Source organism: Streptomyces sp. cg36 (assembly GCF_041080675.1).
In the GTDB taxonomy this organism is placed as follows: Bacteria; Actinomycetota; Actinomycetes; order Streptomycetales; family Streptomycetaceae; genus Streptomyces.
In genome coordinates this window covers 1,227,631-1,251,991 of record NZ_CP163520.1, presented here as the reverse complement: position 1 = coordinate 1,251,991, position 24,361 = coordinate 1,227,631, and the positions used below count along the sequence as shown (strand labels likewise).

Here is a 24,361-nt window from a genome sequence, read left to right as displayed (position 1 = left end):
CCGGCGGTTCAGGGTGCGGGCGGGCGCTAGTGCTCGCCGCCGTTGCGGCGGCGCAGATAGACCAGGACGCCGCCGCCCGCCGCGGCGACCAGCGCCAGGCCGATGGCGATCTCGCCCTTGTCGATGCCGTCGGAGGTGCCGCCGAGCCCGCCGCGCACTCCGCGCGCCGGGACGCTGGTGGTGCTGATGGTGGGCCGGCCGGTCGGGCGGATCGGCACCGGGGTGCCGCCCGTGATCGTCAGATCGGTGGTGCCCCGCTCGCCGCCGCACATGAAGGTCACGGTGTAGGTGGCACCGCGCTTGGCGTCGGAGTCGACCTGGGCGGTCGTCGAGCTGTTGGGGGAGATGGTCACCGTACTGAAGACAGCGGAGGAGGCCGTGGCGGTGGAGGGGCACCCGGTGACGTTCAGCGTGACGGTGCCGCCGGGAGCGATGGTGGAGGGGGTCACGCTGAACCCGAACGACGTGATGTTGCTGCCGTGCGCGCGGCCGCCGTCGGCGGACGGGGCGGCGAGGGCCGCGGGGCCGGTGAGGGTGAGCACCGCGGCTCCCAGCAGGGTGGCGGATCCGATGCGTATCGCGCCCATGGACAGTCCTCCGGGTCCCCGAGGCGCACCGCGGAATCGATTTCCGCATGGAGAGGGAAATACACCTCGATGCCGGACACGCTAGGAGCGGGGTGTCCCGGTCGCGATCGGTGTCCGGCGAATGGGGCATTCCGTTCCCCCGCCCGGCGCAGCCTTCGGCGTGTCGCGCTTGAGGCGGCTCACTTCAGCACATCGGGGAAGAGGTCGTAGAACGGCTGGGCGGTGGCCGAGATGCCCCGGCCGAAGGGGGCGTCGAAGTCCCAGATCAGGAAGAGCAGGAAGGCGATGAGCACGCTGAAGAGCCCGGCCACCAGCAGCTCGCGCGGGGTGCGGCGGATCTGCAGGGTGAAGATGAGGCCGACGGTGACGACGGCGCCGACGATCAGGCCGAACCAGACGACCCCGGGCATGGTGTCCCCGGCGCCCTGTCCGCGCGAGGTGCGGGCGTCGTCGACGGCGGCCACCTGGTCGACCAGCGGCTGGTACGCCTGTGCCTCGTGGTCGTTGGCGGGCACGTAGTCGGTGACGTCCCGGCGCAGCTGGTTCAGCAGCACGTCGCCCTTGTCGCCGAGTTCGCCCGCGACGGTCATGTGGTGCCACTCGGAGTCGACGACGTAGGTGACGTACGAGTCGACGTCGGCGCGGATGCGCTCGCGGACCTGGGCCGGGTAGACCTGGACGCGCTCGCTGATCTCGTGCAGGGCCTGCGCCTCCTGGCGGACGGTCTCCGAGGCCCCGCCCCGGGCCTCCCAGACGCCCGCGATGGCCAGACCGAGGACGATCGCGTAGACCACGCCGATCATCATCGTCATGTACTCCATGACGTCCGGGGTCTGGGAGGGATCGTCGTCGTCGCTGATGCGGCGGTTGTTGACGACGACGATGGTGAGGACGACGGCGCACGCGGCGGCCATCGCCAGGGTGAGGACGAACCAGTCCTTCAAGGGGGAAACCTCCGGAAAGGGCGCGCCCCGACGGGGGCGCGGGACTGCGGCATCGGGCGGGCGGTGGGGCGGCGGACGGGCGCGGACGGGACGGCGGCCCCTAGCGCGACGACCGCGGCCGGAGCACCGCCACGGCGAACACCGCGGGCGCGGTGATCAGCAGGGTGAACGTCACCGTGGACAGTCCGCCCGAGGGCCTCTTGTGCACCGGCGCCCGGTAGTGCGGCAGCGCGAGCGGCCGGGGCGCGGCCGAGGGGCCGGGGGCGGGCGGCGGCGCGGGCTTCGGCGGCACGGCGGGCGGCGCGGGCCTCGGCGGCACCGGCTTGGGCACCGGTGGGGGCGGCGCCGGCACCACGGGCGGCGGCGGCACGGGTTTCGGCGGACGCGGCGTCGGCGGGACCGGGGCCGGGCGGTGCGGCGGCACGGGGGGCGGCGGCGCCGGGTGGTGCGGCGGCGGCTTGGGCGGTTGCCTGGTGGGGGTCGGGGTGGGAGTGGGCGTCGGGGGGCAGTGGCCCCCGGCCACCGCCACCGACCAGCCGTTCCCGTTGCCGCCGGGCACCGACGCGTACGCGCAGGCGTCCGCGCGCGCGTGCGGCGCGGGCGCCGCCAGCAGCAGGGCCAACGCCGTGGCCGAGAGCAGCCGTTGTGCCATGTGGGATGCGTGCACGTCGAGGATCATCGGGCTCCGCGCGCCGCGTCACCATGCGACCGGCGGGGATTCCCCCAATGGGGGGACCTTGTTCGGATTTGCGTTTGGAACGCGCTCGGGGCGATTCGGGGCGCCGGGAAAATTCTTTCGCGGGCGTTGAACACGGGAGGGCCCCTGACCCGTACCTAGGGCCATGAACGGCGCATCCAGGCGCCACAACCGATACAGGATCAACGGGAGTTGACATGGCTACCTGGCGCAACGCCTCGCTCGCGGTGACGGCGGCGGCAGTACTGGCACTCACGGCGACGGCGTGCGGTCAGGACAAGGGAAGCGGCTCGCCGAAGGCGCAGTCGGCGGGCAACGCCGCCCCGGCCGCGGGCAGCGGAAACGGGTACGGATACGGCGACGCGGGCTACGGCGCGGGGTCCGGGACCGCCAACCAGGCGGCGGCCAAGACGGCCGGGCAGCTCACGGTGTGGGACAGCAAGGAGCTCGGCAAGGTGGTGACCGACAGCGCCGGGTTCACGCTCTACCGCTTCGACAAGGACACCGCGAGTCCGCCGAAGTCGAATTGCGAGGGCGACTGCGCGAAGCTGTGGCCCGCCGTGCCCGCGGGCAGCGTCACCGAGGCGCCCGGCACCGATTCCGGCCTCATCGGCGAGGTCGCCCGCGCCGACGGCAGCAAGCAGCTGACGATCGCCGGCTGGCCGATGTACCGCTACGCCAAGGACACCAAGGCGGGCGACGCCAACGGGCAGGGCGTCGGCGGCACCTGGCACGCCGCCGCCCCCGACGGCAAGAAGGCGGCGCCCTCGGCGGACGGCTCCGGGGCCGGGTCCCAGGAGCAGGCGCCCGCCATGAACATGAAGGGGCTGTCGGTCCGGGACGACGCCAAACTGGGCAAGATCATCGTGGATGCGCGCGGCATGACCGTGTACCGCTTCAAGAAGGACTCCGCCTGGCCCATGAAGTCCGCCTGCACCGGCGCCTGCCTCAAGAAGTGGCCCGCGGTCGCGCCCGTGGAGAAGGCGAACACCGAGGGCATCGCCCTCAAGGGGTTCGTCACCTTCGACCGGCCCGACGGGGTCGAGCAGCAGTCCATCACCTGCTGGCCGGTCTACACGTTCTCCGGCGACGCCAAGCCCGGTGACACCCATGGCCAGGGCGTGGGCGGCACCTGGTACGCGGTCTCTCCCGAGGGCAAGATGATCGGAGCCGCCAAGTAGCCGCCACGTAGTCGCCGAGCAGCCGTCGCGCGGTCGCCCGGCCGTCGTCGGGCAGCCGTCCGGAAGCTGTCGGAGAGTCGTCGTCGCGCAAGTCACCGGGAATCCCGGGAAGCCCCCCAGGCCGTCGGCCCGTCACCGTGTCCCCCGCGCGGTGGCGGGTTCGACGTGCGTTTCGGGGGGTCTTTCGAAGAGTGTGACAGGTGGCGGGTGTGACCAATAACGGATCGGCATTTTCCGTTTTTACTCGCCCTCTTGGCTGACGATCAGTAGCCTCAGCTCGAACACTGACCATGCACATGGCCACCACACCCCCCGCGGCGAGTTGTTGGAGACATAGATGGAGCGTCCTGCCTGGGCCCCGACGGGCATCGACATCTCGGTCCCGAGTGTGTCCCGCATCTACGACTACTACCTGGGCGGCTCGCACAATTTCGAGGTGGACCGGGAAGCCGCGCGCAAGGCCATGGAGTTCATCCCCGGACTGCCCAAGGTGATGCAGGCGAACCGGGCGTTCATGCGGCGGGCCGTGCGATTCGCGCAGGACGAGGGAATCACGCAATTTCTGGACATCGGCTCCGGCATCCCGACTTTCGGAAACGTCCACGAGGTCGCCCAGCGGGCCAATCCCGAGGCGCGGGTCGTCTACGTCGACCACGACCCGGTGGCCGTCGCCCACAGCCGGGCGGTGCTGGCCGGCAACGACCGGGCCGGGATCGTCGCCGCCGATCTGCGCAAGCCCCACGACATCCTGACCAGCCCCGAGGTGGAGCGGCTGATCGACCCGGAGCGGCCGGTCGCGCTGCTGCTCGTCGCGGTGCTGCACTTCCTGGAGGACGAGGACGACCCGCGCGCCGCGGTGGCCGAGCTGCGCGACGCGCTCGCCCCGGGCAGCCTGCTGATCCTCACCCACGCCGCGTACGAGGGCATCCCGCTCAGCGAGGACCGCGCGGGCGGCGCGGTGGGGGTCTACCGCAACATCCGCAACCCGCTGGTCATGCGCACCAGCGAGGAGATCGCCCGGTTCTTCGACGGCTTCGAGATGGTCGCGCCCGGACTGGTGCAGATGCCGATGTGGCGCCCGGAGACCTCGCCCGAACAGGAGGATCCGTACGCCTTCTCCGGGTTCGCCGGCGTGGGGCGCACCGCGTGAGCACGCCCATCCGGACGGACGGGCAGCCGGTCGATCCCGACGGTCCCGAGTCCCGGCTCAGACGGTTCGCCACCATATGGAGCCGGGCGATCTTCCCGGTGACCGCGACCTCGCTGACTCGCCCCGAGTTCGAGAGCCATCTCGTCCCGCTGGCCCGCCGGCTCATCGACGCGCTGCACCGCCGCCACTTCGACCCGGCGCCCGCGTACGAGATCGGCGCCGCGCTCGTCCGCGCGCACTGCACCGACCCGGACGCGCTCAGCCGCACCCTGGGCGTGGTCGACTCCTACCTCGTCCTGTACTGCGGTACGGGCGGGGAGCTGCGGCCCGAGGAGGCGCGGGCCCGCTGCGCCCGCCTCCAGCACGCGCTGGCCGCCGGGTTCGCCCAGGCGCTGCGCGAGCGGACCCTCACCGAGCAGGAGGCCATCGCCCGCTCGGCGCTCTCCGCGCGCAGCGCCGCCGAGGAGGCGCTGCACACCACCGAGGCCCGGTTCCGAGCGGTCTTCGAGGGCGCGGCCGTCGGCATCGGCATCGCCGACCTCGAAGGCCGCGTCCTGGAGGTCAACGAGACGCTGACCCGGATGTTCGGCGGCGTCGAGGGCCAGATCCGCAGCCGCAACGTCAGCGAGTGGGTGCACCCCGAGGACGCCCCGCAGGTGTGGAAGCTGTACGAGGAGCTGGTCCGGGGCGACCGCGACCACTACCGGGTCGAGAAGCCGTACTACCGGGGTGACGGCACCGTCCTGTGGACCAATCTGACGGTCTCGCTGCTGCGCGACGCCGAGGGCCGCCCCCAGTACCAGCTGGCCCTGCTGGAGGACACCACCGAGCGGCGGCTGCTCAACCTGCGGCTGCGCTACGAGGCCACCCACGACGCCCTGACCGGGCTGCCCAACCGCACCCTCTTCTTCGAGCGCCTGGACAAGGCGCTCGCGGCCGGGGGCGACCGCCGCTTCGCGCTCTGCTATCTGGACCTGGACGGCTTCAAGGCCGTCAACGACAGCCTCGGCCACTCGGCGGGCGACCGGCTCCTGGTGGAGGTCGCCGACCGGCTGCAGAGCTGTGCGACCGGGCCCGGCGAGATGGTGGCGCGGCTGGGCGGCGACGAGTTCGTGGCCCTGACCACGGGCAGCGAGACCGTGCGCGAGGTCGACGAACTGGCCTCGCGGATCCTCAACGTGCTCTCCGCGCCGATCCGTCTGGAGGGCCGCGAGCTCACCGTGCGCGGCTCGATCGGCGTCGTCGAGGGCCCGGCGGGCGAGCGCAACGCGGCCGAGGTGCTGCGCAGCGCCGACATCACGATGTACCGGGCGAAGGCGGCCGGGGGCAACCGGTTCGAGCGCGCCGACCCGGAGGCCGACGCCCGCGCGATCACCCGGCACGGGCTCACCAACGCGCTGCCGGCGGCGCTGGAGCGCGGTGAGTTCTTCATCGAGTACCAGCCGCTGGTGCACCTGAACGACGGCAGTGTGCACGGGGCCGAGGCGCTGGTGCGCTGGTCGCACCCGCAGCACGGGGTGCTCGGCCCGGACCGGTTCATCCCGCTCGCCGAGCACACCGGGCTGATCGTGCCGCTCGGGCGCTGGGTGATGGAGGAGTCGGTGCGCCAGGCGCGGTTCTGGCAGGAGCGGCACCCGGGGGCGCGGGCCGGCGGCCCGCTGCGGGTCAACGTGAACCTCTCGCCGACCCAGCTGCACCACCCGGGGCTGGTGGCCGACACGGTGGAGGTGCTGGAGCGCTCGGGTCTGGAGCCGGGCGCGCTGTGCCTGGAGGTCACCGAGTCCGCGCTGATCGGGGCGGACGACGATCTGCTGAAGCCGCTGCGCCAGCTCGCCGAGATGGGGGTGGACATCGCCCTCGACGACTTCGGCACGGGCTACTCCAACCTGGCCAATCTGCGCCGGCTGCCGGTGAGCGTGCTCAAGCTGGATCGTTCCTTCACCCAGTCCATGCAGCAGCATCCGGCGGACCCGGTCGACATCAAGATCGTCGAGGGGATCGTGTCGCTGGCCCACAGCCTCGAACTGGCCGTGACCGTCGAGGGCGTGGAGACCGGGGCCCAGGCCGAGCAGCTGCGCGAGCTGGGCTGCGACACCGCGCAGGGCTGGTACTACGCCCGCCCCGGCGCGCCCGACCGCATCCACGCGCTGGCCCTCACGGACGCCGTCTGAACTACCGCCGCCGAGGGGCCGGGTCCGCCCCGGCCCGCAGCAGGACCCGCTGCAACTCCCGCGCGGCGCGCGGCGGGTCCACGTCGCTGCGGTGGGCCAGCGCGATCGTACGGCGCAGCCCCGGGCGCTCCAGCGGGGTCACCCGCAGATCGGCGGCCCGCCCGGCCACCATGCTGGGCACCACCGCGATGCCGAGCCCGGCGCGGACGAAGCCGAGCACCGCGTCCATCTCGCCGCCCTCGACCGTGAACACCGGCTCGAAGCCCTCGGCGCGGCAGGCGTTGACGGTGAGTTCGCGCAGGTCGTAGCCGTGCCGGAACATCACGAGCGGTGCGTCGCGCAGATCGCGGACGCGCACCCGGCCGTCGGTGCCGGGCGCGGGCGCGGCGGCGGCCGACACCACCACCAGGTCCTCGTGGAACAGCTCGACGGTGGTGAGCGCGGGCGAGCCGGGCGGCAGCGGCAGCACCACCAGCGCGAGGTCGAGGGCGCCGCGCGCCAGCTCCCGTACGAGGTCGTGCGAGCCGCCCTCCTCGATCAGGAGCTGGATGCCGGGGTGGCGGTCGTGGAAGGCGCGCAGTACGTCGGGGAGCAGCCCGGTGCACAGGCTCGGGGTGGCGCCGAGGCGGACCCGGCCGCGCCGCAGCTGGGCCAGCTCCTGCACCTCGATGCGGGCGGTGTCGGCGTCGGCCAGGATGCGGCGGGCCAGCGGCAGCAGGGCCTCGCCCGCGTCGGTGAGCGCGATGTTGCCCCGGGCGCGGCTGAACAGCTCGGCGCCCAGCTCCTTCTCCAGCGCCCTGATCTGCTGGGAGAGGGAGGGCTGGGCGACGTGCACCTGCTCGGCGGCGCGGGTGAAGTGGCGGGTCTCGGCGACGGCCACGAAGTACAGGAGCTGCTGGAACTGCATGGTTCATCATAGGCCATGGCTATGGAAATGACCGTATTCATGTCTTGGACCTCTCGGGACCTCCGGCCCTAGCGTCTATGACATGGCTCTGGCAACGCGGACGGACCGAAAACCGTCCTTGACGCGCACCGTGTGGGACTCGACCGTCGGCAAGAAGACGGTCATGGCCGTCAGCGGACTGATCATGCTGACGTACCTCGCCGTCCACATGTTCGGCAACCTCAAGATCTTCTTCGGTGCGGGCGACTTCAACGGGTACGCGCACTGGCTGCGCACCATCGGTGAGCCGTTCCTGCACTACGAGTGGGCGCTGTGGATCATCCGGGTGGTGCTGGTCGCCGCCGTCGTGGCGCACGCGGTCTCCGCGTACCAGCTGAGCCGGCGCGACATCCGGGCCCGCCCCCAGGGCTACGTCCACAAGCGGCCCCGGGCCACCTACGCCACCCGCACCATGCGCTGGGGCGGGATCATCCTCGGGCTCTTCATCGTCTGGCACGTCCTCGACCTGACGACCGGGACCGTGCACTCCGGCGGCTTCCAGACCGGGCACCCCTACCAGAACGTGATCGACACCTTCTCCACCTGGTACGGCAACACGATCTACATCGTGGCGATGCTCGCCCTCGGCCTGCACGTCCACCACGGCTTCTGGAGCGCGGCCCAGACCCTGGGCGCGGGCAGCGCGGCCCGCGACCGGATCCTCAAGGCCCTCGCGGGCGCCCTCGCGCTGGTACTGACCCTCGGCTTCATCGCCGTACCCGTCGCCGTCATGACCGGAGTGGTGAGCTGAATGACCCCGTCCATCGACTACGCGCGCTACGCGCTCGGCGAGCCGATCGCCGACACCAAGGCCCCCACCGGGCCCGTCGCCGAGCGCTGGGACACCCGGCGCTTCGAGGCGAAGCTGGTCAACCCCGCCAACCGCCGCAAGCACACCGTGATCGTGGTCGGCACCGGACTCGCGGGCGGCTCGGCCGGGGCGACCCTGGCCGAACAGGGCTACCACGTCGTCCAGTTCTGCTTCCAGGACTCCCCGCGCCGCGCCCACTCCATCGCCGCCCAGGGCGGCATCAACGCGGCCAAGAACTACCGCAACGACGGCGACTCCATCCACCGCCTCTTCTACGACACGGTCAAGGGCGGCGACTTCCGCGCCCGCGAGTCCAACGTCCACCGCCTCGCCCAGATCTCGGTGGAGATCATCGACCAGTGCGTGGCCCAGGGCGTGCCCTTCGCCCGCGAGTACGGCGGGCTCCTCGACACCCGCTCCTTCGGCGGCGTCCAGGTCTCCCGTACGTTCTACGCCCGCGGCCAGACCGGACAGCAGCTGCTGCTCGGCGCCTACCAGGCCCTGTCGCGGCAGATCGCCGCCGGGAACGTGGAGCTGCACGCCCGCACCGAGATGCTCGACCTGATCGTGGTGGACGGCCGGGCGCGCGGCATCGTCGCCCGCGACCTGGTCACCGGCCGCGTCGACACCTACTTCGCGGACGCGGTGGTGCTCGCCTCCGGCGGCTACGGCAACGTCTTCTACCTCTCCACCAACGCGATGAACTCCAACGCGACGGCGGTGTGGCGGGCCCACCGGCGCGGCGCCTACTTCGCCAACCCCTGCTTCACCCAGATCCACCCCACCTGCATCCCGCGCACCGGCGAGCACCAGTCCAAGCTGACCCTGATGAGCGAGTCGCTGCGCAACGACGGCCGCATCTGGGTGCCGAAGGCCAAGGGCGACACCCGCCCGGCCGCCGAGATCCCCGAGGACGAGCGCGACTACTACCTGGAGCGGATCTACCCCTCCTTCGGCAACCTCGTCCCGCGCGACATCGCCTCGCGCGCCGCCAAGAACGTCTGCGACGAGGGGCGCGGCGTCGGCCCCGGCGGCCAGGGCGTCTACCTCGACTTCGCCGACGCCGTCGCGCGGATGGGACGGGAGAAGGTAGAGGAGAAGTACGGCAACCTCTTCGAGATGTACGAGCGGATCACCGCCGAGGACCCGTACGAGGTGCCGATGCGGATCTACCCCGCCGTGCACTACACGATGGGCGGGCTGTGGGTCGACTACGACCTCCAGACCACCGTCCCCGGCCTGTTCGCCATCGGGGAGGCCAACTTCTCCGACCACGGCGCCAACCGGCTCGGCGCCTCGGCCCTGATGCAGGGCCTGGCCGACGGCTACTTCGTGCTCCCCTCCACCATCAACGACTACCTGGCGCGCCACCCGCACCAGGAGCCGGTCACCGCCGGGCACCCGGCCGTCGTGGAGGCGGTCGCCGAGACCGAGGACCGGCTGAACCTGCTGCTCGCCGTGGACGGCGACCGCACCCCCGACTCCTTCCACCGCGAACTCGGCGAACTCATGTGGGAGTACTGCGGGATGGCCCGCACCGAGGAGGGGCTGCGCAAGGCGCTGGAGCGGATCCCCGAGATCCGCGAGGAGTTCTGGCGCCGCATCAAGGTCCCGGGCACCGGCGAGGAGTTCAACCAGTCGCTGGAGAAGGCCAACCGCATCGTCGACTACCTGGAGCTGGCCGAGCTGATGTGCCTCGACGCGCTGCACCGCGCCGAGTCCTGCGGCGGCCACTTCCGCGAGGAGTCCCAGACCCCGGACGGCGAGGCGGCCCGGCGCGACGAGGAGTTCTCGTACGCCGCCGCCTGGGAGTTCCGGGAGACCGGCGCCGCCCCCGTCCTGCACAAGGAAGACCTCGTCTTCGAGTACGTCCACCCCACCCAGCGGAGCTACGCATGAAGCTCACCCTGCGCGTCTGGCGGCAGCGGAACGCCGACGCCGACGGAGCGATGTCCACCTACGAAGTCGACGGCATCTCGGCCGACATGTCCTTCCTGGAGATGCTCGACACGCTCAACGAGGAGCTCATCCTCGGCGGCGAGGACCCGGTCGCCTTCGACCACGACTGCCGCGAGGGCATCTGCGGCGCGTGCAGCCTCGTCATCAACGGCGACGCGCACGGGCCCGAGCGCACCACCACCTGCCAGCTGCACATGAGGGCCTTCCGGGACGGCGACACCATCGACGTCGAGCCGTGGCGGGCCGCCGCCTTCCCGGTCGTCAAGGACCTGGTGGTGGACCGCTCGGCCTTCGACCGGATCATCCAGGCGGGCGGCTACATCAGCGCCCCGACCGGAGCCGCGCCCGAGGCGCACGCGACCCCGGTGCCCAAGCCGGACGCCGACTCCGCCTTCGAGCACGCCGAGTGCATCGGCTGCGGCGCGTGCGTGGCGGCCTGCCCCAACGGCTCGGCCATGCTCTTCACCTCGGCCAAGGTCAACCACCTCAACGTGCTGCCGCAGGGCGCGCCCGAGCGCGAGACGCGGGTGCTCGACATGGTGGGGCAGATGGACGCGGAGGGGTTCGGCGGCTGCACCCTCACCGGCGAGTGCGCCACGGCCTGCCCCAAGGGCATCCCGCTGCCGTCGATCGCGGCGATGAACCGGGAGTGGCTGCGCGCGACCAGGAAGGCGAAGAAGGTCGGCCGCTGAGAAGCAGCTTCGGCGGCCGTGCGCGGGGCCGTGCCCCGGGCCGTGGGCCCGGGGCACGGGCCGTCTCCGTACCGGTCAGCCGGTCACGGTGATCTGCTGGGCGGAGTCGGTGGTGTCCGTGACGTCGTAGGCGGCGCTGAAGGTCGCGGTCTGGTTGCCCGTCGGGCAGAGGAAGCCGCCCGTGCCGGTGGCCGCCACGGGCGCGTTCGCGAGGGTCAGCCTGGACGGCGTGCCGTTGGTCCAGGAGCCGTTGACGCTGGTCGGGCCGCCGGGCGAGGCGGTGAGCGTACAGCTGGCCAGTCCGCTCGTCTTGATGACGACACCGCCCTTGGGCATGGTGAGCGCGGCCGAGACGGGCGAGCCGTTCTGGGCGGAGATGCTCCACTGGCCGTTGGTGGCGTTGCTGGTGACCGTCACGCCGACGCCGAAGATGCTGGTGGTGCAGCCGCTGAAGGTCGGCGGGTTGATGGCGGCGGAGACGGGACCGGCGGCGTTGTGGTTGCCGGGGGCGGCCGGGACCTTGTTGGTGGCCGTGCCGTTGGGGAGCGACGCGGAGACCGTGCAGGTCATGGTGGTGGAGCCGGCCGTGAAGGTGGCCTTGCCGTTGAGCTTGGCGGCGAAGGAGTGGCCGGCCGGGTTCACGGTGGTGGAGCCGGGTGCGACGGCGCCGGCGGCGGTGGCGCCGAGGGTGAGCGCGGCAGCGGCGGCCACGAGGGCGGCGGGCACGCGGAATCTGCGGGTTGCCATGGGGGACTCCTCGTTCGAATGGCTTCGATGGGGTGGGGGTGCGAGGAGGAACTGGGGTGACGTCAACCCTTGTGAACTTGAGAGTAAGTCCGCTTTTGCGGAGCGAACAGCCGCGTATCCGCCATGAATTGACGGACCGTCAGCTTGTTGTGCGGGACGGTTCTGCTACTGATCGCGGCGCCCCGGGCGCCCCCGGCCTCAGATCCCGAGCGCCTTCGCCAGGTACGGGGCCGTGCGCCCGGTCCCCGCCGAGGCGACCTCGCGCGGCGGACCCGCCGCCACGATCCGGCCGCCCTCGTCGCCGCCGCCCGGACCCAGGTCCACCACCCAGTCCGCGCCCGCCACCACCGTCATGTCGTGCTCGACCACCACCACCGAGTGGCCCGCGTCGACCAGCCCGTGCAACTGGCGCAGCAGCACCTCCACATCGGCCGGGTGCAGCCCGGTCGTGGGCTCGTCCAGCAGGTACAGGGTGTGCTCCCGCCGTACCCGCTGGAGCTCGGACGCCAGCTTGATGCGCTGGGCCTCGCCGCCCGAGAGCTCGGTGGCGGGCTGCCCGAGCCGCAGATAGCCGAGGCCCACGTCGAGCAGCGCGGCGAGGCTGCGGGCGGCGGCCGGGGTGTCCGCGAAGAACTCCGCCGCCGCCTCCACCGTCAGGTCCAGCACCTCGGCGATGGTGCGGCCCCGGTGGGTGACCTCCAGGGTCTCCGGGTTGTACCGGGCGCCGTGGCAGTCCGGGCAGGGCGTGTACGTGCTCGGCAGGAACAGGAGCTCCACCGAGACGAACCCCTCGCCCTGGCAGGTCTCGCAGCGCCCGCCGGGCACGTTGAAGGAGAACCGGCCCGCCTTGTAGCCGCGCTCGCGCGCCTGGCCGGTGGCGGTGAAGAGCTTGCGCACGACGTCGAAGAGACCGGTGTACGTCGCCAGGTTGGACCGGGGGGTGCGGCCGATCGGCTTCTGATCCACCGTCACCAGCCGCCCCACGCCCGGCAGTTCCCCGGTGATCTCGCCGACCAGGGTGGACTTGCCGGAGCCCGAGACGCCGGTGACGGCCGTGAACGTGCCCAGCGGCAGCTCGGCGGTGAGCCCGCGCAGATTGTGCCGGGTCACCGGGCCGACCGTCAGCAGCCCCTTCGGCGTGCGCACCTCGCGCACCGGCGCCGGGGCGCGGTCGAAGAGGAAGCGGCGGGTCTGCGACGCGGCGACCCGTGCCAGCTCCCGCGGCGGCCCGCTGTGCAGCACCCGGCCGCCGTGGACACCGGCGTACGGGCCCACGTCCACCAGCCAGTCGGCGTGCCGCACCACGTCGAGGTGGTGCTCCACCACGAACACCGAGTTCCCGGCGGCCTTGAGGCGGTCGAGGACCGTGAGGAGGGCCTCCGTGTCGGCCGGGTGCAGCCCCGCCGACGGCTCGTCCAGCACGTACACCACGCCGAAGAGCCCCGACCGCAGCTGGGTGGCAAGGCGCAGCCGCTGGAGCTCTCCGGCCGAGAGGGTGGGCGCCGTCCGGTCCAGGCTGAGATAGCCCAGGCCCAGCTCGGTGACGGGGTCGATCCGGCCGAGCAGGTCGGCCGTCAGCACCTCGGCGGCCGGTCCGCCGTCGGCGGAGCGCAGCACGTCGGCGAGGGAGGCGAGCGGCAGCGCGGCCAGTTCGGCGATGGTGCGGCCCGCGAAGGTGACCGCGAGCGCCTCCGGGCGCAGCCGGCTGCCGCCGCACGCCTCGCACCGCGCCGAGGTGAGGAACCGCTCCGCCTTGGCCCGCAGCGTCGCGCTCCTGCTCTCGGCGAACGTCTTCATCACATAGTGCCGGGCGCTCATGTACGTGCCCTGGTAGGGGCGTTGGATGCGGTCGGCCTCGCGCACCGGGTGCACGGTGACCACCGGCTGCTCGTCCGTGAACAGGATCCACTCGCGGTCGGCCGGGTCCAGTTCGCGCCAGGGCCGGTCCACGTCGTAGCCGAGCGCGTCGAGCACGTCGCGCAGGTTCTTGCCCTGCCAGGCGCCCGGCCAGGCCGCGATCGCGCCGTCCCGGACCGACCGGGACGGGTCGGGGACCAGCAGCTCCTCGGTGGTGCGGTGGACCCGGCCGAGGCCGTGGCAGCGCGGGCAGGCACCGGCGGCCGTGTTGGCCGAGAAGGCGTCGGAGTCGAGCCGCCCGGCCCCCGGCGGATAGGTGCCCGCGCGCGAGAACAGCATCCGCAGCGAGTTGGAGAGCGTGGTGACCGTGCCGACCGAGGAGCGGGAGGTCGGCGAGGAGCGGCGCTGCTCCAGCGAGACGGCGGGCGGCAGCCCCGAGATCTCCGCCACCTTCGGCGCGCCCACCTGGTGGATGAGCCGGCGGGCGTAGGGCGCCACCGACTCGAAGTAGCGGCGCTGCGCCTCGGCGTAGAGGGTGCCGAAGGCCAGCGAGGACTTGCCCGAGCCGGAGACGCCGGTGAACACGGCGAGCGCGCCCCGGGGGATGTCGACGTCGACCCCGCGCAGATTGTGCTCACGGGCGCCCCGCACCCGTACGTACGGGTCGTGGGCGGGGTCGGTTTCGGTCGGTCCGGCGGGGCTCGGCATACCGGAATTCTAGGCTCCGCCGCCGCCGAGGCCGGCGAGCCGGGCGAGCCGCCGGTAGGAGTCCAGCATCGCGGCCCGGTCGTACGTACTGGTGGTGACCAGGAACTCGTCGGCCGCGCTGCGCGAGAGCAGCTTCTCCAGGGCGTCGGCCACCTCGTCCTCGGTGCCGTACAGCTGGCCGCGCAGCGCCTCCTCGTACAGGCCGCGCTCCCGGTCCGTCATCGCGCGTGCCTCGATCTCCTCGGCGGGGGAGAGCGGCGGGAACTCGCCCCGGGTGCGCGAGTACGCCGTGGACCAGGCTTCCGGCAGCAGGATGCGGCGGGCCGCCCCGGTGGTGGCGGCGACCGCGACCGTGCCGGAGAGCACGACATGGGGCCGCTCGCTCCACGCGGAGGGGCGGAAGGCGTCGCGGTAGTCGTCGACGGCGCGCAGCATCGCGTCCTCGCCGCGCACGTTCGCGATCACCAGGGGGAGGCCCGCCGAGGCGGCCAGCGCCGCGCCCTGCCCGGTGGCGAGGACGAAGGCGGGCACCCGCAGCCCCTCCGCCGGACGGGCGTGGACCTGGGGGTGTGCGGTCTGGGTGCCGTCGAAGTAGCCGAGCAGCTCGGTGAGCTGCCCCGCGAAGTCGTCGGCGTCGTCCTTGCCCCGGCCGAGCGCGCGGCGGATGCCGCCGGTGAACCCCACCGAGCGGCCGAGGCCCATGTCGACGCGGCCGGGGAAGAGGGCTTCGAGCACCCCGAACTGCTCAGCCACCACCAGCGGTTGGTGGTTGGGGAGCATCACCCCGCCGGTGCCCACCCGGATCGTGCTGGTCGCGGCGGCCACCGCCGCCGCCAGCACGGTCGGCGCGGAGCCCGCCACCCCGGGCACGCCGTGGTGCTCCGACACCCAGAACCGGTGGTAGCCGAGCCGTTCGGCCTCCCGGGCGAAGGCGACAGTGTCCCGCAGGGCGGCCGGGCCGTCGTGGCCCGCGCGGATCCGGGAACGGTCCAGGACGGAGAAGCGCGTCGACGCGATCACTGAGGTCACACAAGGTTCAACAGCTGTGCCGGGCCAGGATTCCCTAGGCTGGGCACATGACGGAAAACAGCAGGCCACTGGCCGTGTTCGACCTGGACGGCACGCTCGCGGACAGCGGTCACCGCCAGCACTTCCTGGAGGGCGCCACCCGTGACTGGAAGGCGTTCTTCGCGGCGGCCCCGGCCGACCCGCCGCTGGAGCGGGGTGTGGCCCTGTGCCTCGCCTCGGCCGGGGAGTGCGAGGTCGTCTACCTCACCGGCAGGCCCGAGCGCTGCCGCCGGGACACGCTGGCGTGGCTGGCCGCGCAGGGGCTGCCCGCCGGGGCCCTCCACATGCGGCCCGACGCCGACCGCAGGCCCGCCCGCACCACCAAGCTGGAGGCCCTGCGCCGGATCGCCGCGGGCCGCGCGGTGCGGATGCTGGTGGACGACGACGAGCTGGTGTGCGACGCCGCCGAGCGGGCGGGCTTCCGGGTCGTACGGGCGCGGTGGGCGGCCGGCTCCGAGGCGCTGAAGGACGCCCAGGAGCGGGAGGGGCGCACCTGACGGGCGCGGGCCGCGCGGGCCCGCCGCCCGTGCGGCGTCCGGGCCGGGCCGGTCAGAGCTCCTGGTCGTCGTCGAGCCGGAAACCGACCTTCATCCCGACCTGGTAGTGCGCGATCTGCCCGTTCTCGATGTGGCCGCGCACCTGGACCACCTCGACCCAGTCGAGGTTGCGCAGGGTCTGGGCGGCGCGGGCCACACCGTTGCGGATGGCCTGGTCGACGCCCTCGTGCGAGGTGCCGACGATCTCGGTGACGCGGTACGTGTGCTGGGACATGCGGGGGCACTCCTCTTCGTCGCGTCCTTCCACCGTGCCCCACCTCGCCCCGGTCCGCGAGGCGTCGGCCGCCGGGCCGGTCGCCGGGGCGGGCGCGGGCCTCGGTTCCGTAACGGGGCTTGACCGGCCCATTGGTACAGACCAAAATCAGCCGCACCCGAACTAGCCGCCCGTGCTTCCCCCAAGAGCCGTCTGCGCTTTCCCCACGTCGGGTCATGACTGCCCGTGCCGTGAAGCAGAAGGTGACCTCCGTGAAGTACCGGTTCGTCCATGCCTCCGTCGTGTTCGCCACGGCCCTCGCGCTCGGCGGGTGCGGGGTCCTGCCGGGGATGGGGGACGACTCCTCGAAGACCACCGTGACCGTCTGGCTGATGAAGGACAGCGCCTCCGACGACTTCGTCCAGCGGTTCACCCGGGAGTTCCAGCGCGAGCACCCCTCGATCAAGCTCGACGTCCGCGTCCAGGAGTGGACCGGCATCGGCCCCAAGGTCTCCGCCGCGCTCAAGACGGGCGAGGCGCCCGACGTAATCGAGGTCGGCAACACCCAGGTCGCCCAGTACGCGGCCAGCGGCGGACTGCTCGACCTCACCCTGGAGTCGCTGCGCGACTGGGGCAGCAAGGACTGGCTGCCCGGCCTCGCCCAGCCCGGCAACGTCGACGGGGTGCAGTACGGCATCCCCTGGTACGCGGCCAACCGCGTCGTCATCTACAACAAGGACCTCTTCGAGGCGGCCGGGCTCACCAAGGCGCCCAGGACCCGCTCGGAGTGGCTGAGCGACACCGCCGAGCTCAACACCGGCGCCACCCAGGGCATCTACCTCGCCGGACAGGACTGGTACACCCTCGCCGGGTTCATCTGGGACGAGGGCGGCGAGCTGGCCCAGGAGAGCGCGGGCGACTGGACCGGCACCCTCGCCACCCCGGCCGCGCTGCGCGGCATGGACTTCTACCGCCGCCTCCAGGCCCTCGGCAACGGCCCCAAGAACGCCGACGAGGCCACGCCCCCGCAGGCCGAGGTGTTCGCCAAGGGCAAGGTCGCCCAGATCATCGCGGTCCCCGGCACCGCCAAGGCGATCCAGAAGGCCAACCCCGCCCTCGCTGGCAAGCTGGGCTACTTCCCCGTCCCGGGCAAGACGGCCGCCGAGCCCGGCGCGGTGTTCACCGGCGGCTCGGACCTGATCGTGCCCAAGCGCTCCTCCCACCGCACCGAGGCCGTCGAGGTGGTCAAGGCGCTCGCCGACACCAAGTGGCAGCAGGACCTCGCCGCGACCATGAGCTACGTGCCGAACAAGCCCGCGCTCGCGGCGGCCGTCGAGAACCAAGAGGGCACGGCCGCGATGGCGCAGGGCGCCGCCCGGGGCCGGGCCACCCCCAACTCGCCCCAGTGGGCCGCCGTCGAGGCCGACAACCCGATCAAGCCGTACATGACGGCCGTGCTCACGGGCGCCGACCCCAGGGCGGCGGCGAAGACGGCGTCCTCGCGGATCACCTCGCTGCTGTTCCCCTGAGCGCCTGCCCCGGCAGCCCAGCTCGGCCCGGGTCCCGGCGCTCGGCGCGCCCGCCCGGGCCCCCTCCGCGACGCGTCTCGCGCGGAGGGGGCCCCGGGCGGCTCAGCCCGCCGTCGCCAGGGAGAGCGCGAACCGGCCCGCGGCATCCGTCCACCAGTGGGTGACCGTCAGCCCGGCGGCGGCCAGTTCGGCGCGCACGCCCTCGCGGCGGAACTTCGCCGAGACCTCGGTGCGCAGCTCCTCGCCCTCCTCGAAGCGGACCACCAGATCCAGTTCGGGGATCTTCACCGTGACGTCGGCCCGGGCCCGCAGCCGCATCTCGATCCACTCGTGCTCGGCGTCCCAGCGCGCCACGTGCGTGAAGTCGTCGAGGTCGAAGTCGGCGCCGAGCTCGCGGTCGATGACGGCCAGCACGTTCTTGTTGAACTCGGCCGTCACCCCCCGCGCGTCGTCGTACGCCCGGACCAGGACCCGCTCCTCCTTCACCAGGTCGGTGCCGAGCAGCAGCGCGTCGCCCGGCTCCAGCACCGCCGCGACCGAGGCCAGGAACTCCGCGCGCTCGGCGGGCAGCAGATTGCCGATGGTGCCGCCCAGGAACACCACCAGGCGCGGGCCCGGGGTGGCGGGCAGCGCCAGCGGCCGGGTGAAGTCGGCGATCAGGGCGTGCACGTCGAGCTTCGGCCGCTCCTCGATGAGGGCCGTGGCCGCCCCGGTCAGCGCGCTCTCGCTGACGTCCACCGGGATGTACGTGAGCGGGTCCGGCAGGGCGTCGAGCAGCAGCCGGGTCTTCTCGGAGGAGCCCGAGCCCAGTTCGACCAGGGTGCGGGCGCCGGACGCGGCGGCGATCTCGGCGGCCCGCGCGGTGAGGATCTCCCGCTCGGCGCGGGTGGGGTAGTACTCGTCGAGCCGGGTGATCTCCTCGAAGAGCTCGCTGCCCCGCGCGTCGTAGAACCACTTGGGCGGCAGGGTCTTCGGGGTGCCGGTCAGTCCGTGCAGCACATCGGCGCGCAGCGCGGCCCCGGTCGCGTCCTCGGGCAAGGCGCGGGTCAGCTGGAACGGGTGGGACTGGTGCACGAGGAAGGCTCCTTGAGGGGGGTCAGCAGTACATCGGCGCGGGTGGCGACCAGCAGCGTGCGGTCGGGGACCTCGCGCCAGCGCGGATCGTCGTCGTACGGCTCGGAGGCGACCACCGTGCGGTCGCCCGGTACGGAGAGGTGGCAGAGGGTGTCGCCCCACGTCGTCGCGGCGATCGTGGTGCCGTCGGTGAGCAGCAGGTTCAGCCGGGAGCCGGGGGCCGCCGCGGCCACCTCGGCCACGGTGTCGGCGAGCGCCCGGCCCGGGTCGTCGCCCGCCCGCAGCCGGCGCAGCACCAGTGCCCACACCAGCGCGGAGTCGCAGCGCGCTTCGAGGCGCAGCAGCTCCTCGGCGGGCAGCGCGGCGGCGAGCGGCGCGAGCGAGCCGGGCCAGCCCCTGACCGCCCCGTTGTGGCTGAACAGCCAGTTCCCGGCGGCGAAGGGGGCGGCGGCTGCCTCGCCGTCGGCGCCCGCCTCGGTGGCGTCGCGCACCGCGGCGAGCAGGGCGCCGGAGCGCACCACCCGGGCCAGGTCCGCGAACGAGAGGTCGGCCCACACCGGCCCGGTCCGCCGGTAGCGCCCCGGCACCGGATCGCCCTGCGCGTACCAGCCGACGCCGAAGCCGTCCGCGTTGACCGTCCCGTACCGCTGGCGGCGCGGTGCCCAGGACTGCCGGTACAGCGCGTGCGGCGGGGCCACCAGGAGCTCGCCGAGGGCCACCGGCGGTCCCGCGTAGGCGAGGTGACGGCACATCAGGCGTCCCTCGCGGTCCGGAACCCGGCGAAGATCTGGCGGCGCACCGGAAGGTCCCAGTTGCGGAAGGTGCCCCGGCAGGCCACCTGGTCCACGGCGAACGAACCGCCGCGCAGCACCTTGTGGTCGGGCCCGAAGAACACCTCCGAGTACTCGCGGTAGGGGAACGCCACGAAGCCCGGATAGGGCATGAAGTCGCTGGACGTCCACTCCCACACGTCACCGATCAGCTGGCGCACGCCCAGCGGGGAGGCGCCCGCCGGATACGCCCCGGCGGGGGCGGGCCGCAGATGGCGCTGGCCCAGGTTGGCGTGGTCCGAGGTGGGGTCGGCGTCGCCCCAGGGGTAGCGCCGCGAGCGCCCGGACACCGGGTCGAAGCGGGCCGCCTTCTCCCACTCCTCCTCGGTGGGCAGCCGCCGCCCGGCCCAGCGGGCGTAGGCGTCCGCCTCGTACCAGCTCACGTGCAGCACCGGCTCGTCCAGCGGTACGGGCTCGGTCACCCCGAACCGCCGCCGCAGCCACTCGCCGCCCTCCCGGCGCCAGAACAGCGGCGCGGTCAGCTCGTGGCGGCGCACCATGGCCCAGCCCTTCGGCTCCCACCAGCGCTCGTCGCCGTAGCCGCCGTCCTCGATGAACCGCAGATAGGCGCCGCAGGTCACCGGCGTGGTGTCGAGGTGGAAGGCCGGGACGATCCGGTGGTGGGCGGGCCGCTCGTTGTCCAGCGCCCACGGCTCGGCGGTGGTGCCCATGGTGAACGGGCCGCCGGGGACTAGGACTTCGGCGGGCAGGCCGGTGGTGGAGGCGTCCGGCGGCTCGGGCGCGGAGAGCGCGGGCGGGCCGCTGCGCAGCTGATGGGTGATCAGCATGGTCTCGTCGTGCTGCTGTTCGTGCTGGGCGATCATCCCGAAGGCGAACGCCGAGTCGACCAGGCGCGGACCGCCCCGCAGCGGGGTGCTCTCCAGGACGTCCAGCGCCCGGCCGCGCACCTCCGCCGCGTAGCGGCGCGCCTCGGCGGGGGAGAGCAGCGGCAGTGAGGGGCGGGTGGCGCGGGGGTGCTCGAAGGCGTCGTACAGCGAGTCGATCTCGGGGCGTATCGCGTCACGCCCGGCGACCGCCCGCAGCAGCCACTGCTCCTCCTGGTTGCCGATGTGCGCCAGGTCCCACACCAGCGGGGACATCAGGGGCGAGTGCTGGGCGGTGAGGTCGTGGTCGTCGACGCAGGACGTGAGCGTCGCGGTGCGCGCCCGCGCGGTGGTGAGCGCGGTCAGGGCGCGCTCGCGCAGCGCCTCGGGATCGATGAGGTCCGCTCCGGTGGGTTCGGGGCCGGTCATCAGTGGTGGTCCTTCCCGGGGGCGAGGGCGGACGAGGTGTCCGCGGGGGTGAGGCCCCGTGCGACGTGGCGGTCCGTGAAGGCGGCGACCGCCCGCTGGACCTCGGGGGTGGCGCCGAGCCGGGGCAGCGCTTCGAGCGCCGCCGCGAAGCAGAGCTCGGCCGCCTCCCGCAGCTCGGTGTCGGCGAGCCCGCTGCGGGCCGCGTCGAGCCAGAGCGGATTGCGCGGCGCGGGCAGCGCACCCGCCCTCTCCGCGAGGGACTTGACGGCGCGGTAGGCGGTCTCGGCGGCGGCCTGGTCGTCGAAGAGCGCGGCGGTCACGGCGAGCGGGACGATCCAGCCGTCCTCGCCGGGCTGCGCGTCGATCATGCGCAGCTCCAGGTGGCCGCGCGGCCGGACCGGCGGGAAGAGCGTGGTCAGGTGGTAGGCCAGGTCCTCACGGGTGGGGCGGCCGGGCCCGTCGGCGCGCAGCCACTCGCGGAAGGTGAGTCCCGGCGGCGCGTCCCACGGCCCGTCCGCGCGGCGCACGCACATCACCGGGGAGTCCAGGACGTGCGCCGCCCAGGCGGCCCGGGGCTCGGCGTCCAGCGGCGGCGCGAGGGCGCGGACCGGGTCGATGGTGGCCCACACGGCCTGCCGGGCGGACCGCCAGCCGGTGGGTCTGCCGTCCCGGTAGGGGGAGTTGGCGAACGCGGCCACCAGGACCGCGCCGAGCAGATGGGCCAGCCGCCAGCGCCGGCCGAACCCCAGGGGGCCGGGCTCCTCGTGCCCGGCGTCCACACAGACCTGCACGGACGCCGAGGCGCACATCATGGCGCGCCCGGCGGGGCCGGTGCGGTCGAAGTGGGCTTCCATCGCGTCGTAGCGGGGCTGGTGCAGATAGCGGCGCGGTGGCTGCCAGGGGTCCTGGCCGAAGCCGGCGAGGGTGAGGTCCCGGGTGCGCAGGAGTCCGCGGACGGCCGTCAGATCGGCCGATACGGAGTCGATGCACTCCATCAGGGATTCGGCGGGTAGCGAGCTGAGCTCCAGCTGGCCGCCGGGTTCGACGGTGAGGGCCGATCGCAGGTGCAGCGCGCTCAAGGCGGCGTAGGCGTCGGCCAGTCGGTGGTGCTGGACGGGGGACCGGGCATCGTGCAGATCATGGACGAGCCATTCCACTTCCACCCCGATCCTGCGGGGTGGGCCGGTCTTGAAGCAGATACATCGAAGCAGATCATCCGCTTCCGTTTCGGTGAACGGTGTTGTCAACACGGTCGCTTCCCCAACTCGGGGGCTCTTTCGGTGCACTGTCCCACCTAAGCCACTGCCGTCATCTCGCACAAGAGTGCCCAACCGGACGGAAAGTATGTTGCGGGAGGGTCGTCCCGGCGTCAACGATGCTGGATATGAGTGCACGACTGCGCGACCTCGCGCGCCACACCGTGGAGATCACCGAAGCCGGCGCGTACGGGACGCCCGCCGGGTCCGCGGTCTCGATCGCCGCCTGGCTGACGGCGTCCATCGACGGAACCCGGCTGTACGGACCGGGCCCGGTGCCGGTGACGCCCGCCACCGACGGTTCCAGCGTACGCGCGGTCACCGGCGAGAGCAGCCTGGAGGCGGCCCGGCGCATGGTCGCGGCGGCCCCGGGCGAGGTGGCCGTGCTGAACTTCGCCTCCGCGCGCAACCCCGGCGGCGGCTTCCTGAACGGGGCGCAGGCCCAGGAGGAGGCGCTGTGCCGCGCCTCCGCGCTGTACGCGACGCTGCTGACGGTGCCCGGGTTCTACGAGCACCACCGCGCCGACCGCGACGTCTTCTACAGCGACCGGGTGGTCCACTCGCCGGGTGTGCCGGTCTTCCGGGACGACCGCGGCCGGCTCCTGGACGAGCCGTTCCGGGTCGGCTTCCTCACCTCGCCCGCGCCCAACGCGGGAGTGATCCGCCAACGCACCCCGCACGCCGTGGACCGGATCCCCGCGGCGCTGGTGGGCCGGGCCGAGCGGGTCCTGGAGACGGCCGCCGCCTGCGGCTACCGGCGCCTGGTGCTCGGGGCCTGGGGCTGCGGGGTGTTCCGCAACGACCCGGAGCGGGTGGCGGGCGCCTTCCATGCGCATCTGACGGGGCGGGGCCGGTTCGCCCGCCACTTCGACGAGACCGTCTTCGCCGTCCTGGACCGGACGCCGGGCCGGACGACCCTGGGGGCGTTCGAGCGGGTGTTCGCCGAAGCCTGACGGGCCGGGCCGGGGCCAGGCCCGACCACTGCCGACCCGGCGGGTCGACACGGCTGCGCCGACGGGCGGCCCGGCACACTGCCCGGTCCCCGTTGCGCCGCCCGGCGCAGTCCGCCCGGCGGGGCACGGCCGCCCCGGGCAGGCTCGGCGCATGATCGTCCGCGTTCTGGCGGCCCTCTGCGCCGCCCTGCTCGCCCTGCTCACGAGCCCGCCCGCCGCCTTCGCCGAAGAGCCCGCCCCGCCCGGGACCGTCTCGGCCTGGCTGCCCTACTGGGACCAGGAGGGCGCCTACCAGGACGCCCTGCGCCACGCCGCCCAGCTGCACACCGTCAGCCCGTTCTGGTACCGGGCGGTCGCCGCCGAGCGGGTGGACGGCCACCCGGGCGCGGGCGACCGGCGCGTCGTCGACGGGCTGCACGCGGCCGGGATCGCGGTGGTGCCGACCGTCATGGAGACGATGGAGCCCGGCGTCCTCGCCGCGATCCTCGCCGACCCGGCCCGCCGCGCCGCCCACGTCGACACCCTCGTGGGCATCGTCCGCGGCCATGCCTACGACGGCCTCGACATCGACTACGAGTCGATCGCCCCGACCGGCGACGCCGCCTACCAGGCGGTACGGGCGGACTACGCGGCCTTCGTCACCGGGCTCTGCGCCCGCCTGCACGCCCTCGCCAAGAAGTGCGTCAGCACCGTCTCGCCGCAGACCGCCGCCACCGGCCGGATCTGGGACTACGCGGCGCTCGGCCGGGCCGCCGACCGGGTGCGGATCATGGCGTACGACCGGCACTGGTCGGGCGGCGACCCGGGCCCGCTGGCCGGGGTCGACTGGTACGAGGAGATCCTGCGCCGGGCCACCGCGCTGATCCCGGCCGACCGCATCGAGCTGGCGCTGCCCGGCTACGGCTGGGACTGGCCCGCGGGCGGCGGCGCCCGGGCCCGGCACGTCACCTGGCGCGAGGCGGAGGCGCTGCGCAAGGCCCAGGGCGCGCCCTACGCCCTGGACCCGGTCTCCAAGACGCCCCACTTCACCTACCGGGACGCGAACGGCACCGCCCGCGAGGTCTGGTACCAGGACGCCCGGGGCGTCGAGGCGTGCCTGCCCCTGCTCGCCCGGTACGGCGTGCGGGGCACTTCCCTGTGGGCGCTGGACTTCGAGGACCCGGCGCTGTGGCCGGTGCTCGCGAGGACCTGATCGAGG

At 73.3% G+C, this 24,361-nt stretch carries 22 protein-coding genes; 10 read left to right on the top strand and 12 right to left on the bottom strand.

Annotated elements, in window-relative coordinates; translation table 11 throughout:
* Positions 1–26: 26 nt before the first annotated feature.
* The 3 genes from AB5J87_RS05570 to AB5J87_RS05560 form a co-directional block, all read right to left on the bottom strand.
* Positions 27–587, bottom strand: coding sequence for a hypothetical protein (locus tag AB5J87_RS05570; protein ID WP_369374563.1), 561 nt, complete (start codon positions 585–587; stop codon positions 27–29).
* Positions 588–766: 179 nt separating this feature from the next.
* Entirely contained in the window at positions 767–1,531 is a 765-nt protein-coding gene (locus AB5J87_RS05565) for a hypothetical protein (RefSeq protein ID WP_369374561.1), read from the bottom strand.
* A 100-nt stretch (positions 1,532–1,631) separates the two neighbouring features.
* Complete coding sequence (locus AB5J87_RS05560) at positions 1,632–2,198, bottom strand: hypothetical protein (RefSeq protein ID WP_369374559.1); 567 nt, start codon at positions 2,196–2,198, stop codon at positions 1,632–1,634.
* 227 nt (positions 2,199–2,425) lie between these two features.
* On the opposite strand from AB5J87_RS05560, the gene AB5J87_RS05555 reads away from it, so the two are divergent.
* From AB5J87_RS05555 to AB5J87_RS05545, 3 genes are all read left to right on the top strand, one after another.
* On the top strand, positions 2,426–3,409 hold the full coding sequence (locus AB5J87_RS05555; protein ID WP_369374557.1) for an SCO0930 family lipoprotein: 984 nt from the start codon (positions 2,426–2,428) through the stop codon (positions 3,407–3,409).
* A 337-nt stretch (positions 3,410–3,746) separates the two neighbouring features.
* The gene (locus tag AB5J87_RS05550) at positions 3,747–4,559 is read left to right on the top strand and encodes an SAM-dependent methyltransferase (RefSeq protein ID WP_369374555.1); all 813 of its coding nucleotides are present in this window, start codon (positions 3,747–3,749) and stop codon (positions 4,557–4,559) included.
* Positions 4,556–6,730, top strand: coding sequence for a putative bifunctional diguanylate cyclase/phosphodiesterase (locus tag AB5J87_RS05545; RefSeq protein WP_369374553.1), 2,175 nt, complete (start codon positions 4,556–4,558; stop codon positions 6,728–6,730). The genes AB5J87_RS05550 and AB5J87_RS05545 overlap by 4 nt, the downstream gene beginning before the upstream one ends.
* A gap of 1 nt (position 6,731) precedes the next feature.
* Here AB5J87_RS05545 and AB5J87_RS05540 read toward each other — a convergent pair whose 3' ends face one another.
* Complete coding sequence (locus AB5J87_RS05540) at positions 6,732–7,637, bottom strand: LysR family transcriptional regulator (protein WP_369374551.1); 906 nt, start codon at positions 7,635–7,637, stop codon at positions 6,732–6,734.
* Between the two features lie 82 nt (positions 7,638–7,719).
* Here AB5J87_RS05540 and AB5J87_RS05535 point away from each other — a divergent pair, with 82 nt between their 5' ends.
* From AB5J87_RS05535 to AB5J87_RS05525, 3 genes are read left to right on the top strand one after another with little or no spacing between them, the layout of a single operon-like run.
* Positions 7,720–8,427 carry a succinate dehydrogenase gene (locus tag AB5J87_RS05535; protein ID WP_369374549.1) on the top strand — a complete coding sequence of 236 codons (708 nt, stop codon included), beginning with the start codon at positions 7,720–7,722 and terminating at the stop codon, positions 8,425–8,427.
* A complete protein-coding gene (locus AB5J87_RS05530; protein ID WP_369374547.1) occupies positions 8,428–10,386 on the top strand; it encodes a fumarate reductase/succinate dehydrogenase flavoprotein subunit in 1,959 nt (652 codons plus the stop codon).
* Entirely contained in the window at positions 10,383–11,138 is a 756-nt protein-coding gene (locus AB5J87_RS05525; RefSeq protein ID WP_369374545.1) for a succinate dehydrogenase/fumarate reductase iron-sulfur subunit, read from the top strand. Before AB5J87_RS05530 ends, AB5J87_RS05525 begins: the two co-directional genes overlap by 4 nt.
* Positions 11,139–11,213: 75 nt before the next feature.
* On the opposite strand, the gene AB5J87_RS05520 is transcribed toward AB5J87_RS05525, so the two are convergent.
* The 3 genes from AB5J87_RS05520 to AB5J87_RS05510 form a co-directional block, all read right to left on the bottom strand.
* Entirely contained in the window at positions 11,214–11,885 is a 672-nt protein-coding gene (locus AB5J87_RS05520) for a hypothetical protein (RefSeq protein ID WP_369374543.1), read from the bottom strand.
* A 198-nt stretch (positions 11,886–12,083) separates the two neighbouring features.
* Entirely contained in the window at positions 12,084–14,450 is a 2,367-nt protein-coding gene (locus AB5J87_RS05515; RefSeq protein WP_369374541.1) for an ATP-binding cassette domain-containing protein, read from the bottom strand.
* A gap of 9 nt (positions 14,451–14,459) precedes the next feature.
* Entirely contained in the window at positions 14,460–15,479 is a 1,020-nt protein-coding gene (locus AB5J87_RS05510; protein ID WP_369374539.1) for an MsnO8 family LLM class oxidoreductase, read from the bottom strand.
* A gap of 47 nt (positions 15,480–15,526) precedes the next feature.
* Between AB5J87_RS05510 and AB5J87_RS05505 the strand changes: the two genes are divergently transcribed.
* Entirely contained in the window at positions 15,527–16,015 is a 489-nt protein-coding gene (locus AB5J87_RS05505; protein ID WP_369374537.1) for a hypothetical protein, read from the top strand.
* Positions 16,016–16,067: 52 nt separating this feature from the next.
* Here AB5J87_RS05505 and AB5J87_RS05500 read toward each other — a convergent pair whose 3' ends face one another.
* On the bottom strand, positions 16,068–16,289 hold the full coding sequence (locus tag AB5J87_RS05500) for a dodecin (protein ID WP_369374535.1): 222 nt from the start codon (positions 16,287–16,289) through the stop codon (positions 16,068–16,070).
* Positions 16,290–16,504: 215 nt separating this feature from the next.
* On the opposite strand from AB5J87_RS05500, the gene AB5J87_RS05495 reads away from it, so the two are divergent.
* The gene (locus AB5J87_RS05495) at positions 16,505–17,797 is read left to right on the top strand and encodes an extracellular solute-binding protein (protein ID WP_369374533.1); all 1,293 of its coding nucleotides are present in this window, start codon (positions 16,505–16,507) and stop codon (positions 17,795–17,797) included.
* Between the two features lie 102 nt (positions 17,798–17,899).
* Here AB5J87_RS05495 and egtD read toward each other — a convergent pair whose 3' ends face one another.
* Genes egtD through egtA form a run of 4 tightly spaced genes read right to left on the bottom strand, consistent with a single transcriptional unit; the run spans position 17,900 to position 22,240 of the window.
* Positions 17,900–18,871 carry an L-histidine N(alpha)-methyltransferase gene (egtD, locus tag AB5J87_RS05490; protein WP_369374531.1) on the bottom strand — a complete coding sequence of 324 codons (972 nt, stop codon included), beginning with the start codon at positions 18,869–18,871 and terminating at the stop codon, positions 17,900–17,902.
* Positions 18,844–19,623: an ergothioneine biosynthesis protein EgtC gene (gene egtC / locus AB5J87_RS05485; RefSeq protein WP_369374529.1), complete on the bottom strand. Its 780-nt coding sequence runs from the start codon at positions 19,621–19,623 to the stop codon at positions 18,844–18,846. Before egtC ends, egtD begins: the two co-directional genes overlap by 28 nt.
* A complete protein-coding gene (gene egtB / locus AB5J87_RS05480) occupies positions 19,623–20,954 on the bottom strand; it encodes an ergothioneine biosynthesis protein EgtB (protein WP_369374527.1) in 1,332 nt (443 codons plus the stop codon). Before egtB ends, egtC begins: the two co-directional genes overlap by 1 nt.
* Positions 20,954–22,240 carry an ergothioneine biosynthesis glutamate--cysteine ligase EgtA gene (gene egtA, locus AB5J87_RS05475; protein WP_369374525.1) on the bottom strand — a complete coding sequence of 429 codons (1,287 nt, stop codon included), beginning with the start codon at positions 22,238–22,240 and terminating at the stop codon, positions 20,954–20,956. The genes egtB and egtA overlap by 1 nt, the downstream gene beginning before the upstream one ends.
* Positions 22,241–22,338: 98 nt before the next feature.
* Between egtA and AB5J87_RS05470 the strand changes: the two genes are divergently transcribed.
* Positions 22,339–23,163 (top strand): TIGR02452 family protein, encoded by an 825-nt coding sequence (locus AB5J87_RS05470; RefSeq protein ID WP_369374523.1) that lies wholly within the window; start codon positions 22,339–22,341, stop codon positions 23,161–23,163.
* A gap of 151 nt (positions 23,164–23,314) precedes the next feature.
* Positions 23,315–24,355: a glycosyl hydrolase family 18 protein gene (locus tag AB5J87_RS05465; protein WP_369374521.1), complete on the top strand. Its 1,041-nt coding sequence runs from the start codon at positions 23,315–23,317 to the stop codon at positions 24,353–24,355.
* Positions 24,356–24,361: the final 6 nt, after the last annotated feature.